The 15,589-nt window shown below is 44.8% G+C and carries 17 protein-coding genes; 9 read left to right on the forward strand and 8 right to left on the reverse strand.

Annotated elements, in window-relative coordinates:
• Positions 1–12 precede the first annotated feature (12 nt).
• A complete protein-coding gene (gene odhB / locus METBU_RS0103645; RefSeq protein WP_017839335.1) occupies positions 13–1,260 on the reverse strand; it encodes a 2-oxoglutarate dehydrogenase complex dihydrolipoyllysine-residue succinyltransferase in 1,248 nt (415 codons plus the stop codon).
• Between the two features lies 1 nt (position 1,261).
• Positions 1,262–4,087, reverse strand: a complete 2,826-nt coding sequence (locus METBU_RS0103650; RefSeq protein WP_017839336.1) for a 2-oxoglutarate dehydrogenase E1 component — start codon at positions 4,085–4,087, stop codon at positions 1,262–1,264.
• A gap of 152 nt (positions 4,088–4,239) precedes the next feature.
• On the opposite strand from METBU_RS0103650, the gene METBU_RS0103655 reads away from it, so the two are divergent.
• Positions 4,240–4,944, forward strand: a complete 705-nt coding sequence (locus tag METBU_RS0103655; RefSeq protein ID WP_017839337.1) for a DUF2914 domain-containing protein — start codon at positions 4,240–4,242, stop codon at positions 4,942–4,944.
• 617 nt (positions 4,945–5,561) lie between these two features.
• Positions 5,562–5,879, forward strand: a complete 318-nt coding sequence (locus METBU_RS0103660; RefSeq protein WP_017839338.1) for an H-NS histone family protein — start codon at positions 5,562–5,564, stop codon at positions 5,877–5,879.
• A 319-nt stretch (positions 5,880–6,198) separates the two neighbouring features.
• Here METBU_RS0103660 and METBU_RS27925 read toward each other — a convergent pair whose 3' ends face one another.
• Positions 6,199–6,363 (reverse strand): hypothetical protein, encoded by a 165-nt coding sequence (locus METBU_RS27925; protein ID WP_017839339.1) that lies wholly within the window; start codon positions 6,361–6,363, stop codon positions 6,199–6,201.
• Between the two features lie 240 nt (positions 6,364–6,603).
• Here METBU_RS27925 and METBU_RS0103670 point away from each other — a divergent pair, with 240 nt between their 5' ends.
• Positions 6,604–6,927: a rhodanese-like domain-containing protein gene (locus METBU_RS0103670; RefSeq protein WP_017839340.1), complete on the forward strand. Its 324-nt coding sequence runs from the start codon at positions 6,604–6,606 to the stop codon at positions 6,925–6,927.
• A gap of 50 nt (positions 6,928–6,977) precedes the next feature.
• On the opposite strand, the gene moeA is transcribed toward METBU_RS0103670, so the two are convergent.
• Positions 6,978–8,225, reverse strand: a complete 1,248-nt coding sequence (moeA, locus tag METBU_RS0103675; protein ID WP_017839341.1) for a molybdopterin molybdotransferase MoeA — start codon at positions 8,223–8,225, stop codon at positions 6,978–6,980.
• Positions 8,218–8,748: a molybdopterin-guanine dinucleotide biosynthesis protein B gene (gene mobB / locus METBU_RS0103680; protein WP_017839342.1), complete on the reverse strand. Its 531-nt coding sequence runs from the start codon at positions 8,746–8,748 to the stop codon at positions 8,218–8,220. Before mobB ends, moeA begins: the two co-directional genes overlap by 8 nt.
• 105 nt (positions 8,749–8,853) lie before the next feature.
• Here mobB and METBU_RS0103685 point away from each other — a divergent pair, with 105 nt between their 5' ends.
• From METBU_RS0103685 to rpoS, 3 genes are read left to right on the forward strand one after another with little or no spacing between them, the layout of a single operon-like run.
• A complete protein-coding gene (locus tag METBU_RS0103685; protein ID WP_017839343.1) occupies positions 8,854–9,357 on the forward strand; it encodes a DnaJ domain-containing protein in 504 nt (167 codons plus the stop codon).
• Entirely contained in the window at positions 9,357–10,148 is a 792-nt protein-coding gene (locus tag METBU_RS0103690) for a peptidoglycan DD-metalloendopeptidase family protein (protein ID WP_017839344.1), read from the forward strand. Before METBU_RS0103685 ends, METBU_RS0103690 begins: the two co-directional genes overlap by 1 nt.
• A gap of 45 nt (positions 10,149–10,193) precedes the next feature.
• Positions 10,194–11,177: an RNA polymerase sigma factor RpoS gene (gene rpoS / locus METBU_RS0103695; protein WP_017839345.1), complete on the forward strand. Its 984-nt coding sequence runs from the start codon at positions 10,194–10,196 to the stop codon at positions 11,175–11,177.
• Between the two features lie 10 nt (positions 11,178–11,187).
• On the opposite strand, the gene METBU_RS0103700 is transcribed toward rpoS, so the two are convergent.
• The 3 genes from METBU_RS0103700 to METBU_RS0103710 are packed head-to-tail and all read right to left on the reverse strand — an operon-like array spanning position 11,188 to position 13,041.
• The gene (locus tag METBU_RS0103700) at positions 11,188–12,051 is read right to left on the reverse strand and encodes a carbon-nitrogen hydrolase family protein (RefSeq protein WP_017839346.1); all 864 of its coding nucleotides are present in this window, start codon (positions 12,049–12,051) and stop codon (positions 11,188–11,190) included.
• Positions 12,041–12,640, reverse strand: coding sequence for a GNAT family N-acetyltransferase (locus METBU_RS0103705; protein WP_017839347.1), 600 nt, complete (start codon positions 12,638–12,640; stop codon positions 12,041–12,043). Before METBU_RS0103705 ends, METBU_RS0103700 begins: the two co-directional genes overlap by 11 nt.
• Before the next feature lie 32 nt (positions 12,641–12,672).
• A complete protein-coding gene (locus METBU_RS0103710) occupies positions 12,673–13,041 on the reverse strand; it encodes a VanZ family protein (protein ID WP_235726374.1) in 369 nt (122 codons plus the stop codon).
• Between the two features lie 15 nt (positions 13,042–13,056).
• Between METBU_RS0103710 and METBU_RS0103715 the strand changes: the two genes are divergently transcribed.
• The 3 genes from METBU_RS0103715 (at position 13,057) to METBU_RS0103725 (ending at position 15,437) form a co-directional block, all read left to right on the forward strand.
• Positions 13,057–13,860 carry a ferritin-like domain-containing protein gene (locus METBU_RS0103715; RefSeq protein WP_017839349.1) on the forward strand — a complete coding sequence of 268 codons (804 nt, stop codon included), beginning with the start codon at positions 13,057–13,059 and terminating at the stop codon, positions 13,858–13,860.
• A complete protein-coding gene (locus METBU_RS0103720) occupies positions 13,844–15,034 on the forward strand; it encodes an NnrS family protein (protein ID WP_017839350.1) in 1,191 nt (396 codons plus the stop codon). Before METBU_RS0103715 ends, METBU_RS0103720 begins: the two co-directional genes overlap by 17 nt.
• A 118-nt stretch (positions 15,035–15,152) precedes the next feature.
• Positions 15,153–15,437, forward strand: a complete 285-nt coding sequence (locus METBU_RS0103725) for a hypothetical protein (RefSeq protein ID WP_017839351.1) — start codon at positions 15,153–15,155, stop codon at positions 15,435–15,437.
• The last annotated feature ends 152 nt before the right edge of the window (positions 15,438–15,589 follow it).

Here is a 15,589-nt window from a genome sequence, read left to right on the forward strand (position 1 = left end):
GCAGTGAACCGTTTATATGTTAAGCAATAAGTGCGCCGGAGATTCCAGGCACTCTTTAATGGTGACCAAAAATTGCACCGCTTCGCGGCCGTCGACCAAGCGATGATCGTAAGATAAGGCAAGGTACATGATCGGTCTAACGACTATTTGTCCATTTTCAACGACGGGTCGATCCTTGATTGCGTGCATACCTAAGATCGCGCATTGCGGCGGATTTAAAATCGGAGTCGATAGCATTGAACCGAAAATGCCGCCATTGGTTATCGTAAACGTACCGCCGGTCAGGTCTTCAAAACTAATGTTGCCCTCTTTGGCTTTTTTGCCGAAATCGGCGATATTTTTTTCGATGCCGGCGAAATCCAGTTGATCAGCATCGCGAAGAACCGGAACGATCAAGCCGCGCGGCGTACTGACCGCGATTCCGATGTCATAGTAGCCGTGATAAATGATGTCGTTACCGTCAATCGAGGCATTGATAGTCGGAAATTTTTTCAAGGCTTCGATCGATGCTTTGACGAAAAAAGACATGAAGCCCAATTTGATATTGTGCGTTTGCTCGAAGCGGTTTTTATATTGGTTTCGTAAATCCATCACATGATGCATGTCGACTTCGTTGAAAGTCGTTAGCATCGCGGCGTTTTGTTGCGCTTGCAGCAAGCGTTCGGCAATTTTGGCTCTAAGCCGAGTCATTGGGACCCGTTGTTCGGGCCTCAATGCAGCCGGAATCGTGGCCGGTTTCGAATCCGTTTTTACGGTTTCCGGCAGTGTTTTTGTACGGGACGATGTTTCGAGAACAGGTTCGTCCTGCAAATATTCGAGAATGTCGTTCTTGGTGATGCGGCCGTGTTTTCCCGAGCCGCTAATAGCCGACGGGTCGAGGTTTTTTTCAACGACGAGCCTTCGGACCGCGGGACTCAAAGGAATGTTGGCCGACGCGGATTCCGGTGCTTTTTCAGCGGCCTGTTGCGGTAAATTGTCGGCATCGCTTGCAGGCGTAACGGCGGTTTCTTCAGTCGCGGCGCCTTGCGGGTCGATGATGGCTAGCACTTCGCTACCGACCACAATGTCGCCGTCGTTTTTCAGGATTTTCGTTAAAACGCCTGATTCGGGCGCTGGCACTTCGAGTACGACTTTATCGGTTTCGAGATCGACGAGATTTTCGTTTTTTGTGACTCTATCCCCGGGTTTTTTTTGCCAGTTAATGAGTGTGGCATCGGAAACGGATTCAGGCAGATTAGGAACGAGGACTTCAATGCTCATGTTATTTTCCTGTGTGTTTTCCAAACAAAGCGGTGTTAACAACCTGTTGCTGTTGTTCAAGATGCTTCTTGAAATTGCCTACGGCGGGCGCTGCGGAAGCCGGGCGTCCGGCATATTGCAGATTGATTTCGGTTGCCAGCGTATCGACGAAATGGTGTCGGATCTGATACCAAGCGCCTTGATTTTTGGGCTCTTCCTGGCACCAAATCAAGTGTTCCAAATTCGGGAAACGATCGATTTCTTGTTTAAACCGATTATTTGGAAACGGATACAGTTGTTCTATCCTGACAATCGCGACATGATCGAGTTCGTGCTCTCGTCTGGCTTCCAAAAGATCATAATACACTTTGCCGGAACACAGTATCAGACGAGTTACCTTATCCGGTTTAATCGGGTCAATTTCACTGATGACCGTCTGAAATCTGCCTTTAGTGAGACATTCAAGCGATGATACGGCAAGCTTGTGTCGCAGTAAGCTTTTCGGAGTCATGACGATTAACGGTTTCCGATAAGGGCGTAGTAATTGTCGGCGGAGAAGATGAAAGATTTGTGCCGGAGTCGTCGGTACGCAAACTTGGATGTTTTGTTCGGCGCAAAGCTGCAGATAGCGCTCCAGACGCGCGGATGAATGTTCCGGGCCTTGTCCTTCGTAGCCGTGCGGCAGCAGCATCACGAGACCGCTCAAACGCCCCCATTTTGTTTCGCCCGAACTAATAAATTGGTCGATGACCACCTGGGCTCCGTTGGCGAAATCGCCGAACTGTGCTTCCCAAATTACCAGGGTTTCAGGGGCGGTAGTACTGTAGCCATATTCAAAACCCAATACGCCCGCTTCGGAAAGTAACGAGTCGTAGATGTAAGCTCGGCCTTGTTCGGAATCCAGGTGGTTGATCGGCAAGTAGGTTTTGCCGTCAATCTGGTTATGTAAAACGGCATGTCTGTGAAAAAAAGTACCTCGGCCGACATCTTGTCCGGTCAAGCGCACATTACGTTTTTCCAACAGCAAGGTGGCATAAGCCATGTTTTCGGCAAACCCCCAGTCCAGAGGTTGAGCACCGGCAGCCATTTTATTTCGGCTATCCATGATTTTGGCAACCCTGGGGTGTAATTCGAAACCGGTCGGCAGGCACTGTGACCTTTTATTACAGAACCGGAGTACATCGAGCGATACCGAAGTTTTACAAGAAGCAGTCCACTTAGCGTGATGGTATTTTTCCCAAAGCGCCGAATAGGAATAAACCTTGTTGCTGAGAACGGGGCGCGACACGACCATGCCGGCTTCCAGCATTGACACATAATCATTTTCGATATTTTGATCCTCTTCAGGCGTGATCAACGCTTCGGATATGAGTTTTTGAGCATAGATTTGCTGAGTGGTCTGATGTTTGCGGATTTTTTGATACATCAATGGTTGGGTTGTTGCCGGTTCATCGGCCTCGTTGTGGCCTAATCTCCGATAGCATATCAAGTCGATGACAACATCCCGGTTGAAAGTCATCCGAAAATCCAAGGCCAATTGCGCGACGAATGACACCGCTTCGGGGTCGTCTCCATTGACATGGAAGACCGGGATTTGCGCCATGCTGGCAATGTCGGTGCAGTAATAGGTCGAACGGGCATCTCTTGGGTTGCTGGTGGTGAATCCGACTTGGTTGTTGATGACGACATGAATGGTGCCGCCGGTTGAGTAAGCACGGGTTCCAGCCATGTTTAAGGTTTCCATGACAACGCCTTGTCCGGAAAAGGCGGCGTCGCCGTGGATTAAAATAGGCAGGATGGTGTTGAAGCTATTGGGACCGTAACGATCTTGACGGGCTTTAACCGAACCTTCGACGACCGGGTTGATGATTTCCAAATGCGATGGATTGAAGGCCAGCGTGACATGAATAGGCCCGCCGGGGGTGGCAATATCCGACGAAAATCCCATGTGATATTTCACATCGCCGGAATTCATGCCGGGCGTTGAGGTGTGCATGCCTTTGAATTCGTCGAATAGGACGCTTGGGTTTTTTCCAAGAATATTGACCAAGACATTCAAACGCCCGCGATGGGCCATGCCGATGACGATTTCCTTGATTTGCTTGTCGCCGCCGCGTTGTACGATATTATCTAAAAAAGGGATCAGAGACTCGCCGCCTTCCAGTGAAAACCTTTTTTGCCCGACAAAAGTGCGATGCAAATATTTTTCGATGCCTTCCGCCGCAGTCAATTGCTTATGGATGGATAGTTTTTCCTCGGCTGTTAAGTTTGGCTTGGCGCGGGTGCCTTCGAGCCGGTTTTTAATCCAGCGTTTGACATCGGTATCCACGATATGCATGTATTCGCTACCGATGCTACCACAATAAATTTCTTTCAGTCTGCTCAGGATTTCTCTGAGCGGAAGTCTGTCTTCACCATAGAGTGTGCCGGTATCGAAAAGTGTATCCATATCGAGCTCGGTCAGTCCGTAATACGCAGGCTCAAGATCCGGAACTGATGGAATCGATTTATTCAGTGGATTATTGTCGGCAATTTGATGACCTCTAACCCGGTAATGATTGATAAGCCGCGCGACCGCCGATTGTTTTTTTACGCTTTCTTCGGTAAAGCCTTGCAACTTAGCCAGGCGGCCTTGAGATTGTTGGGCTAGGCTGGCGAATCTGTCAACGATCGGACTATGGATGATCTCCTGTGCCATGCCGTTATGCAGATTCTTGAACGTGTGTCTCCAACTGGGGTCGACCGAGTCGGGGTTTTGCAGGTACTTTTCATATAAGTCTTCGATAAATACGGCGTTTCCGCCATAAAGTGCGGAAGATTCTTGAAATAACTTGAGGAGTTCGCTCATGGATGATTTCCGTTTAATCTGAAGCCAATGCCGATATCTTAGGGGGAAAATGCTATATTACCAAGTATTAAAGTGCCGCCTGTTATAAAAACCAGCCTACATGACTGAATGCGGCGGCGCAAGGTTGTGACTTAGTGGACCGGGAAAAGTTTATGGCAAATGCAAAAAAAATTGTAATCAAAATTAATCGATCCGGAAGAGAACAAGGCAATATGCCGAGAAACTCGGCGCCTTCCGAAATTGTTATCTGGAATGTCAGGCGAATCGTATTGGCTGTAATTATTGCTATTTTATTTATAGTAATTCCTTATTTTTATCTGAGTAATGGATTAGAAGATAAAGTTGACAGAAAAACCGATCAGGCTTCGCCCAAAGGAATAGAGAAGGGGGTTTCTCTAGCTGAAAAAAAAGTAACTGAGAAAAAAGATCAGCCGACTACCGATAAAGATCGCCGGAATATAGAGGTTATTTCTGAGTCGACAAAAAAAGCTCCAATTGACCAGCGATTTAAGACAATAAGCCATTATAAGGTTACTAGGGGCTTATTAACTAATGCCATTGTTAACAAAGAACCGGTAAAAGAGTTAGTTTCACCCTTCATTATCGGAGAAAAAAAGTCAATTCAACTTTACTATTTTACTGAGCTCAAAGATATGAAAAGCGAATCGTTTTTTCATCAGTGGGTTAAAGATGGTGTGGTCGTTGGGAAAATACCTATTAATCCGCAAGGTAATCGTTGGAGAGTCTCGAGTAACAGGGTATTGATTTATTCGGATGTCGGGCATTGGATGGTTCAATTAATAGATAAAAATGGATTAATTTATAACGAAATTATTTTCGAGGTGATGAGTGATTAAAATAAATGTAAATATTCAGCTCCTTTCTTAAACCCCTTTCTTCCTTAGGTCATGAGTGTCTCCACTACATTGGTCCCCCAAGGGTAAATATTCAGTCCCCCTCTTTGAAAAAGAGGGGTTAGGGAAGATTTTTTAAATAAATCCCCCTCAATCCTCCCTTTTCCAAAGGGGAGGCAAAGTTCCAGCTTGTTTTAAACGGAGGGGTCAGAATAATTACAAATAATATCTATGGTATCGGTAAGGTTCTTGTTTGATTTTCCTATTTATCATCCCTAACTGCTAAACTCCAACCTCTACTGCTCGGGGCGATGCGAAAATAACCTGATAAACAAACTAAATTTGATTTAAAAGTCATTTGGCTTAATTTGTTTTTATTAAAACTTTGAGTTGTTGCTCATTTGATGTTTTTTTAGTTACAATTATTCAATAGTTTCCTTGAATAAAGAAAAATCATTTTAGGTGTATTAATCTTTGAACACTGGAAAATCTATTTACAAAGCATAATCATTTGTTTCATGTGATTATGTGTAAACCGACGACTTAAGCATTTGCCATGTTAACTTGAGTTTTTTTGGATCTTAATAAAATGAAACTTTACATTAAGTGGGAATTTACGCATGACCGATTTTCAGAATCTTTCAGAAAATGAATTACAAGCTGTTATTTTAAATGCTGAAAAAGCGCTTAAAGCCAAGCAAGCAAATAAACGTAAAGAAGTTATAAATCAGATAAAAGAACTTGCTGCATCTATCAATGTTACCGTTGAATTTATTGATGATGAAAAAAAATCCGCTAGAAAAGGCATTAAAGTACCTGTTAAATATCGACATCCAAACGACCCCGACAAAACATGGACTGGACGTGGTGTTATGCCTAAATGGCTCCAGTCTTTAGTTGAACAAGGTCGTGATCGTTCGGAATTCGAAATTGATTAGGTTGTTTATAGGGTATAACAACTTAGATTGTTAAGTCAGTAGGGAAATAACGTAACGTTATTGAGTAAGGTTTTAAGCTTTTTGTTTTATTTTAATGGGGGGGGGGGGCTTAGTCAGGTCGGCAATTATGATTATAAATAATTGATGAGCCGGTAGGGTTTTCTGCGCCGGTTTTAGATCCGTCAATTAGGAAAAGCCTATTTCCTTCCGGAGCTGATAATGATCTAATGGCTCAAAGAGAAAGAGCTTCCAAGAAGCTAGACTTGGAAGCTCTGAAGTTAAAAGTTGAAGTGTCGGTGTTACTTAAATCAGTCATATATCACAGGCGCTCACTTTTATTGCGTTTGTGAGTCGCGTTAATGTTTCCGGCAATGGCGGCCGTGGCAAATAACGTAGAAGAGAGTATGAATTCTCCGGAAACAAAGCCAAGTACACCGGTGACAAATACCGCGCCAGTTAAAATGTCTTTTTGGAAGTCGCTCATTAGATGAATCCTCGTTTATCTAGTTAAAGGTTTAAATTACGGTTTAACTATACTGAACAGGATTGATGTTAACAATAGCATTAAAAATAGATGGATTGTTCACCAAAATGGTACTAATGTTTAATGAACTTTTCATACAAGGCAATTACAGTTCTCGCAAATACCGAATTTGTTGATATGTATAAAAGGCTTACAATGGCGATCGTTTTTTGAATAAAGTTGAAAAATAGAAGATCAAATATGCCGATACAACAAATTTCCGCCACCGAGTTAAATGTTAAGCTGCAAAGCGATACCCCGCCCTTTTTGCTTGATGTAAGAGAGCCTTATGAATTTGCTTACGCCAGGATAGCAGGTAGCGTGTTGATCCCGTTGCATCAAATTCCCGAGCGGTTGGATGAGCTGGATGTCGATCAGGAAATTGTCGTAATTTGTCACCATGGCATACGTAGTCAGCAGGCGGCGTCTTTTTTAAAGCATCATTCGTTTCGAAAATTACTGAATCTACGAGGAGGAATCGATGCATGGTCTTGTGAATGCGACGCTTCGGTACCGAGATATTGATATTTGAGGCAATGCTTACTGTTTCAGGAAGTTTATTGTGCACATATTTTTTAGTCGATCCAGGTTGAAAAAGGCTCGATGACGACCTTATCGCCTTTTTTTATGCCTTCGCAATTGCTGGGAAGTACAATGAAGCAATTAGCCTGGCTCATGCTTGACAGTATATGTGAGCCTTGTTTTCCCGCCGAGCGAACCTGATGCTCGCCGTTATCCGATTGCGATAAAATCCCCCTTATAAACTCAAGTCGGCCAGGCGATTTTTTGATTGATTCCCGGCAAATGGCAGTTAATTGCAGCGGTTTTTTCGGTGAGACTCCAGCCATGAACTGAAGCCCCGGTATGACAATACGCTGAAAAGCTAAAACCACCGAGACCGGATTTCCCGGTAATCCGAAAAATCGGCAAGCGCCGATCGAGCCAAATGCAAGCGGTTTTCCGGGTTTTACCGCTATTTTCCAAAGTTCGACCCGTCCGATTTTGTCTAGTATTTCTTGGATAAAATCAGCTTCGCCAACTGAAGCGCCGCCGGTGGTTATGATCGCATCATGAGTATCAGCTGCCGCAATTAATAGATTTTCGAGTTGAGCTTTATCGTCCGGCACAACGCCTAAATCAGTAGTTGAGAAGGCTTCTTCTTTTAGTAATGCACTCAGCATATAGCGATTGCTGTCGTATATTTTTCCGGAAGTTAAGGGTTGACCAAGCGGCGTCAATTCATCTCCGGTCGATAGGATGGCGATCTTAATTTTGCGTTTTACGTTGACTTGATAAATGCCGGCAGAAGCCAGCAAACCAAGATCGATAGCGGAGAGTCGTTTCGGTGCGGTTATCAGGATGGCATTTTTTGCGATATCTTCCCCGACAATTCTGACATGCTGCAAGGCTTGAACCTTGGCCGGAAAATGGACGGTTTCGCCGATTCTTTGCACGTGCTCTTGCATGACGACGGTATCGAGTGCTTCCGGTATCACGCCGCCGGTAAAAATTCTGACGCATTGCCCGGGTAAGATACTTCCTTCGTAGGGGCGCCCGGCCCATACCGTACCGATTAGGTTTAAGCTGAACGGATGGTCGGGATTGATATCGGAACTGGCTAACGCATAGCCGTCCATTGAAGCATTATTATGATAAGGCAGATCGATAGGTGAAATGGCCGATTCCGCCAAAACTCTACCTAACGCATCGTGCAAATTAACCTTTTCAGCGTCGTTTATAGGCTCTATTGACGATCTCATGCGGGTTAGCGTCTCTTCAAGGGTCAGCAGGCGGTCTTCTGTTTGAATACAGGCATCAATCATGCTTGCGCTCCAAGAATTGGTTTAAAATGTAATCGGCTATCATATCCGGATTATTTAAGTCGAAACCCGGTAAATGTTTGGGTAATTCGAGCGGACTATCCGATGCAACGGCGATAATGTTGGGATCGTTTGGGTATATCAGCGGTTTGTTAAGCGCCGGCCTATGGATTTCGATTTTTGGGAATATTTCAGCCTTGAAGCCTTCGACTAGAATAAGGTCCAGGTTACTTTGGTCGATAACTTGCAGCTGGTCGGCAAGCTTAGGTTCTTGAGCTGGTTCGATTTCAGTAATAATTGCGCGCCGGTGTTTTGATGCCAATAACACGGATATCGCACCCGCCTTGCGCAGTCGGTAACTGTCCTTGCCCGGTTGGTCGATCTCGAAATTATGATGACTATGTTTGATCAAACCGATTCGTAACTTATGATTTTTGAGAATGGGTATTAGTTGTGTCAATAAGGTAGTTTTACCGGTTCCGCTGAATGCTGCGAAACCGAGGATAGGAATATGAGTTTGTAGCATGGTCGACTAATTTTTGTAATCGTGAAGAATTAGGAACTAAGATATGATCCTAAGGTTGAATATGCAATTATTTCAGTAAGCGGATCATTTTAATCGGAGAACATTTTGATTCGAATTTATTTGGCGATACTGGCGTTAGCCGCCCTTTTTTGGCTATTACGCGGGTTTTTAAGTCGTCCACCTGAAGTGGTGGCTCGTCATGCAAAACTAATAATAGCCGTTTTCGTCGGATTGATTCTGCTATATCTTGGCGCGACAGGAAAGCTGAATTGGTTGATAGCATTTTTGGGTATCTTGGTTGCCGTCTTGTCCCGGCTTGCTCCGGCTTTGCTGCATTACGCGCCGGCGTTACAGAAGCTTTGGTTTATGTTTAAATCGGGTAAGCAACAAAACAGCCAAGGACGTAGTTATTCGAGCTCTAGCAATGCCTCAATGTCGATTGAAGAAGCTTACGAGATTTTAGGATTAAAACAAGGCGCGGCTCGTCAGGATATTATTGCCGCTCATCGAAAGTTGATGCAAAAATTACACCCGGATCGAGGAGGGTCGGGTTATTTGTCGTCTAAGATCAATCAAGCAAAAGATTTATTACTAAAGTATGTAGCCTGATGTTTTTATTTAAATTAGTCGCACGCCGCGATTGGCGGGTATTGATGCTTGCCGGAGCCGCCGTTTCTTGTGGGCAGGTTGTTTTGCCGGATTCGGAAATGGCGACAATCCCTTCCGTATCAAGGCCTGAACCGGCTAAAGCGACTATTGACTCCAGTTACTATGTCGTCCAACCGGGCGATACGCTTTATTCAATCGGGTTTCGATCGGGTCATGGGTATCAGGTGCTTGCTGCCTGGAATGGGATTAAACCGCCTTACAAAATATTGGTCGGACAGAGGCTCAAAATGTTTGATCCAGGTCCCGAAAAACCTACTATCGTTAAACCTTCAAATGACCTGGGAAGCTTAGTGCGGGCCCCAGTTGAAAAGAGAAATTCGTCACAAAAAAAATCAATAGTTTCAAATGATAAGAAAAAACTGTTAAAGTTGCACTGGCAGTGGCCGATTACCGGAATAATACTAAAAAACTTTTCCCAATCCGGTAGAAAAGGAATAGATATCTCAGGTCGTTTAGGTCAGTCGGTTAAGGCGACGGAAGCGGGTAAAGTCGTTTATAGCGGTACGGGTTTGATCGGCTATGGAAATCTACTCATCGTTAAACATAATGAAACGTACATGAGTGCTTATGCCAATAACAGTCTATTGCTGGTCGAAGAAGGAGAGTATGTAGATAAGGGCCAAAAAATAGCTGAAGTAGGTAAATCGGCGTCGGGGCAAGCCGCGCTGCACTTCGAAATAAGAAAAAACGGAAATCCGGTGAATCCGATCGAGTATTTGCCGAAAAATTGACGAAACCACTTCGGCAAAAGCCGATTAACCTGGGGGTTAATAATAATGAAAGAAGAATTCGTTGAGGTTACTTCCATTAAGCCGCACGGTACACTCTCGGATGATCTCGTTTTCGACGACGATGATGATCAAAGTTTGTGTCTCGATGAAGTGCCTGTTATAGAAGATGTGCTGATTGATGATTCCCAAAATGACTACACATTCGATGCTACACGCTTTTATTTAAATGAGCTGGGTCGGTCGAAGTTACTGACTGCCGATCAAGAAAAAATGTATGGTAAAAGGGTTTTACGAGGCGATGAAGATGCTCGTAAAATAATGATCGAAAGTAATCTTCGTTTAGTCGTTAAAATTTCTCGTCGTTATTTAAATCGAGGTTTACCGTTGCTCGATCTGATCGAAGAAGGAAATCTCGGCTTGATTAGAGCTGTTGAAAAATTCGACCCCGAGCGTGGATTCAGATTTTCAACTTACGCTACTTGGTGGATAAGACAAACCATCGAAAGAGCGATTATGAATCAGACTCGCACAATCAGGCTTCCTATTCATATTGTTAAAGAGATGAACGTCTATCTCAAAGCGCAAAGGCAATTAGCGCAGACACTTGATCATGAGCCGAATGCCGAAGATATCGCCCGTCATCTTGATAAGCCAGTCAAAACCGTCGAAAAAATGCTCAAACTGAACGAGCGCGTCAGCTCCGTGGATGTTCCAGCCGGAAAGGATTTCGATAAACCGTTGGTGGATTCGATTTCTGATGAATGGAGTATGTCTCCAACTGAAACCCTGCAAGAAGAAGGTATCAAGGATAATGTAACGAACTGGATCTATCAGCTTTCGGAAAAACAACGCGAAGTCATTTGCCGGCGCTATGGGTTGTGCGGTCATGAATCCGCAACTCTGGAACAAGTGGCTCAAGAGCTGGGAGTCACCCGGGAAAGAGTCAGGCAGATTCAGATGGACGGTTTAAAAAGACTCAAAGAAATATTGGAATTCGGCGGCTATTCCTTTGAGTCTATTTTTCACTAACGGATTTGCTTTAAATGAATCTTTCTTGCAAAGGCCAATCTCTGTAATTAAAGACTTGGCCTTCTGCACGAACTTTTGCAATCCCGGCCAATGAAATATCGGCATAGACCCATTGCGTGGCATTCAATTCGCCAATCGCTGCAATACCGTTGTCTGGAAACCCTCGATCGACCGGCGTATAAATCGCTGCCGCACCTACGTTGACATCGACCGCTTCGGACCATGGAGCGTTGCCTACTGTCGGTGACTGTACGACAAAACATTGATTTTCCAAGGCTCTTGCCTGACAGCCAATTCTAACTCGATGATAACCTGCAACGGTGTCGGTACAACTCGGCACCAAAATCAGATTCGCGCCGGATTCGACTTGTTTTCTAGCCAGCAGCGGAAATTCGCTGTCATAGCAAACATTGATCGCAATTTTGCCGTAGTCGGTGTCGAAACATTTTAATGCTTCACCGCTTTTAATCAACCACTGCTCGTTTTCGAAGCGCGTCATCTGCAGTTTATCCTGAAAATCGTAACGACCATCGGGCCAGAATAAGTATGCGCGGTTCCGATAGTCTCCGTTTTCGATTTTGACTGGAAAAGTTCCAGCCTGAATATAGCAAGAATATTGCTGCGCCAGCGAGCGATATAAGTCGACATAGTCGTCATGCAGGCTTTGCATGGCATCCAGTTGTTTTTCCAGAGATTGGTATATTTCTTCCGAAAAAAGCGAAGCTAATTCCATGCTGCCGTATTCCGGAAACACTAAAATTTTTGCGCCTTCATCGGCGGCTTCCTGAACCCAGCATTCGATTTTGGTTTGATAATTTGCCCAGTTTTCGAGAAAACCGATATCGTATTGTGCGGCCGCTATTTTAATTGTCATGTTTCAACCAGAATGTCATCAGCTTAGGGGTTTCGGTTTCATCGTCCAGGTCTTTCCAGGTATAGGTAGTTTGCAGTTCCGGGTGTTTGAAATAGCCGCGTTTGTTCCAGAACTTGTCGAGCGGTATGTAATCGGCCGGACGGCGGGGATGGTCGGCAGGCCGCTCGACGCAACAAAAACAAATATGCTTGAAACCGCCCAAGTCATCGGCATGCGCTTCGCGTTGCTCGAAAAATTTAACGCCAATGCCGAGGCCTCGATAATTTTTATTCAAAACCGACTCGCCGCAATAAAAAATTTCGTCCGGGTTATAGCCGTTTTCAATAAAAGGTTTTTTGACTTCGTCGGTTTCGTATTTCAATGGAATCGCGGTCGATGCGCCAATGATTTTTTCGCCATCGAAGGCCAATACGATGACGCTTTCCGGGCAATTAATATAGGTTTGTAGATATTTTTTTTCATAGTCGTAATCGCCATCGTAAAGATAGGGAAAATCATGAAAAACTTCGATACGAAGGCGAGCTAGTTCTGGGATGTATTGCTCCAAATCTTTGCCGCTCCATCTTTCAATGCGTATATTGTTTGACATCGTGTTAACCTGCTTTTAAAAAACAGAATATTTTAGCGGAAGCGGGCGCGCGTTGTGAATTTATACAGAACGAATAGTGCAATTGCAGCGCCAATCGTATCGGCAATCCAGTCATAAACATCCGAGGAACGTCCGTCGACGAAAGATTGATGCCATTCGTCGCTGATTCCGTATAAGCTGCAGAAAATAAGGCTAACAACTGCCAAGAGCCACGGTTTAGCAATAAAATGTTTTAAAAAACGCCAGGCAAATAAAGCCAGAATAAAATAGGCGCCGGCATGATACAGTTTGTCTTGGTGTTCGAACCACATTGGCGCCGGCAGGGAAGGTTGATGCGACAGCCAAAAAATAAATCCGCAGTAAGAAGCCAAAAGTGAAAAGTCCCTAAATTTAGTCATCATTTGAATTCGTTGGTAATGAAAAACATATTTCGAATAGCCGAAAGTTGCTTGTTCCAAGCCTCGATTCCGGAAAAACTGTTGCACACTCATCAGGCTTGGCGGTACTGCGAGGACGACTTACTAAGCTATGAGTCGGTAGATACGCCAAAGACTATTGAAGCTACGCAATTTCCCGATAAACCTCGGTTATTGTCGCCGAAACAAATGCCACGTCGGCAATTAACGACTCCGGAAGGCCTTGCGGCATTTTTTCATGCCTTGGCGCATATCGAGTTCGTTGCAATTTATCTGGCCTGGGATATTATTTACCGATTTCGCGGCTTGCCCAACGAGTTTTATCGGGATTGGCTGCGAGTAGCCGATGAGGAATCACAACATTTTACGTTATTAAGCGACCATCTTGCGACACTCGGTTACGATTATGGCGATTTGCCGGCACATGGCGGTTTATGGGATCATGCACATGATACCCGGTACGACTTGTTAGCAAGATTGGCTATTGTGCCTCGTTGTTTGGAAGCGCGCGGCCTGGATGTAACGCCGGCGATGATCGAAAAACTTGAAGCATTAGGCCATGCTGATGGTGTTGCGATTTTAACCCGAATTTTGAATGATGAAGTCGGTCATGTGCAATTGGGTTCGAAATGGTTCGATTATCAGTGCCGCCAACAATCGCTCGACCCCTGCGAAACCTATAAAAAACTCATCAATCATTACTTCAAAGGCAAACCGAAAGGCCCATTTAATCGCGAAATGCGTATAATTGCCGGCTTCTCGGATGCTGAACTGGATTGGCTGGAATATGAACAAAAACAATAATGCTTCGACGCCTGTATTTGATTACCCGATTTTTGGTCTGGGATTCAGGCCATTTTTTATATTGGCCGGTTTATTCGCGTTATTGCTGATTTTATTGTGGAATGCCATCTATAAAGGCGAGTTGTCGGTTCAAAATTATTATGCACCGAATATCTGGCATGCACATGAAATGTTGGCCGGTTACTCGGTGGCCGTCATTGCCGGTTTTTTGTTAACGGCCGTGAAAAATTGGACAGGACAGGCAACTGCAAGCGGTGATAGTTTGGCCGGACTTTGTTTGCTTTGGTTGTATGGCCGGATTTTGCCGTTTTATGCCGAGCTATTACCGGAATTTTTGATCGCGTTGACCGATTTTGCCTTTTTGCCGGTGTTGGCTTATTCGGTCAGTCGGCCGATTCTGCGATCCGGGCATAACAAGAGTTTGGTTTTCATAGCCTTATTGGCGTTGATGGCGACGGCTAATGCCTTGGTTCACCTTGAAATGCTTGATGTTTATGAAAGTACGGCCATGTTGGGACTCAACATGCTTTTGGCTATTATCATCGTGATGATTTTGGTCGTTGCCGGGCGTGTTTTTCCGTTTTTTACCGAACGCGGCTTAAAGGGCGTTATCGCGATTCGCAATCCGCTTTTAGACGTCTTGTCGATTGTTTCGGTCGCCTCGGTTTTCTTGTTGCAAATGGCCGGTATATCCGGGCACATTCTTGCTGTGAGTGCTATTGCCGCTTTGGTGATCAATCTTATGCGTATTGCTGGTTGGCATGTGCGGCAAGTTTGGTATGTGCCGCTGCTGTGGATATTGTATATCGGTTATGGATGGATCATTTTGGGGTTGGGCTTAACCGTTTTGGCCGCTTATGCAAAAATTTCGTATTCTTTGGTTTTGCATGCGTTTACGCTAGGTGGAATCGGTGTGTTGACCTTGGGCATGATGGTCAGAGTATCACTGGGGCATACGGGGCGAGTTATGAAGGTTTCGAATGTTATTGTCATTGCTTTTGTTCTGTTGAATTTATCCGCTTTCGTTAGGGTTATTCTTCCCGCTTTGTTACCTGCTTGGTATGGTCAGTTTGTTTATATCTCGACACTGGCTTGGTTGGCGGCCTTTGCTCTGTTTGTGTTTGTTTACGCGCCGATTTTATTAGCGCCTAGACCCGATGGAAAACCCGATTAGAAAAGAGTGGGTAATATTTACGGGATTGCGCGTTCGGCATAGGGAAATACCGGCTCTTTTATGACAAAGAGACGATGTAGGTTGGATGTTTTTTAAAAATTAACTCATTGGAGATTGTATGGCTGAAACTGTAGATGAATTGACTGTCACCTACGAAGATGGCGGTATTGAAACCGTCAAGGAACTCGATAAAAAAGTATTGAGTAAAGGCGCATGGGCGACGGTGATCTATCGCTACCAAGATTGGGATCGCAAGAAAGAAGCCTACGGCCCCGATAAATATACGATTCGCCGCTATCAAAAACGCAACGGCGAATACCAGCAAAAATCCAAATTCAACATTTCCAGTAAGGATCAAGCCAAAAGCATCATCGGTGCATTGCAGGAATGGACCGAAGATTGATCTAGTCCACCGTAGAACAAATATCGGCCGACTGCGTGCCTGTCAAAGACCCGGTACATAGCATTTCATGAAGGCCTGGCAATCAACTTCGTATGATGAAAGCACTCGGGGAGGTTAGGGTGCGGTCCTCGGTAGACGCATCCCATACCTTT

The sequence above is a fragment of the Methylotuvimicrobium buryatense 5G genome (assembly GCF_000341735.1).
GTDB classification, from domain to species: domain Bacteria; phylum Pseudomonadota; class Gammaproteobacteria; order Methylococcales; family Methylomonadaceae; genus Methylotuvimicrobium; species Methylotuvimicrobium buryatense.

Coding starts and splice junctions, on each gene's coding strand:
- METBU_RS0103670 (WP_017839340.1), top strand. CDS start 6,604: ATGCCGATACAACAAATTTCCGCCACCGAGTTAAATGTTAAGCTGCAA.
- METBU_RS0103660 (WP_017839338.1), top strand. CDS start 5,562: ATGACCGATTTTCAGAATCTTTCAGAAAATGAATTACAAGCTGTTATT.
- moeA (WP_017839341.1), bottom strand. CDS start 8,225: ATGATTGATGCCTGTATTCAAACAGAAGACCGCCTGCTGACCCTTGAA.
- odhB (WP_017839335.1), bottom strand. CDS start 1,260: ATGAGCATTGAAGTCCTCGTTCCTAATCTGCCTGAATCCGTTTCCGAT.
- mobB (WP_017839342.1), bottom strand. CDS start 8,748: ATGCTACAAACTCATATTCCTATCCTCGGTTTCGCAGCATTCAGCGGA.
- METBU_RS0103710 (WP_235726374.1), bottom strand. CDS start 13,041: ATGATGACTAAATTTAGGGACTTTTCACTTTTGGCTTCTTACTGCGGA.
- rpoS (WP_017839345.1), top strand. CDS start 10,194: ATGAAAGAAGAATTCGTTGAGGTTACTTCCATTAAGCCGCACGGTACA.
- METBU_RS0103720 (WP_017839350.1), top strand. CDS start 13,844: ATGAACAAAAACAATAATGCTTCGACGCCTGTATTTGATTACCCGATT.
- METBU_RS0103650 (WP_017839336.1), bottom strand. CDS start 4,087: ATGAGCGAACTCCTCAAGTTATTTCAAGAATCTTCCGCACTTTATGGC.
- METBU_RS0103690 (WP_017839344.1), top strand. CDS start 9,357: ATGTTTTTATTTAAATTAGTCGCACGCCGCGATTGGCGGGTATTGATG.
- METBU_RS0103725 (WP_017839351.1), top strand. CDS start 15,153: ATGGCTGAAACTGTAGATGAATTGACTGTCACCTACGAAGATGGCGGT.
- METBU_RS0103655 (WP_017839337.1), top strand. CDS start 4,240: ATGGCAAATGCAAAAAAAATTGTAATCAAAATTAATCGATCCGGAAGA.
- METBU_RS0103705 (WP_017839347.1), bottom strand. CDS start 12,640: ATGTCAAACAATATACGCATTGAAAGATGGAGCGGCAAAGATTTGGAG.
- METBU_RS27925 (WP_017839339.1), bottom strand. CDS start 6,363: ATGAGCGACTTCCAAAAAGACATTTTAACTGGCGCGGTATTTGTCACC.
- METBU_RS0103700 (WP_017839346.1), bottom strand. CDS start 12,051: ATGACAATTAAAATAGCGGCCGCACAATACGATATCGGTTTTCTCGAA.
- METBU_RS0103715 (WP_017839349.1), top strand. CDS start 13,057: ATGAAAAACATATTTCGAATAGCCGAAAGTTGCTTGTTCCAAGCCTCG.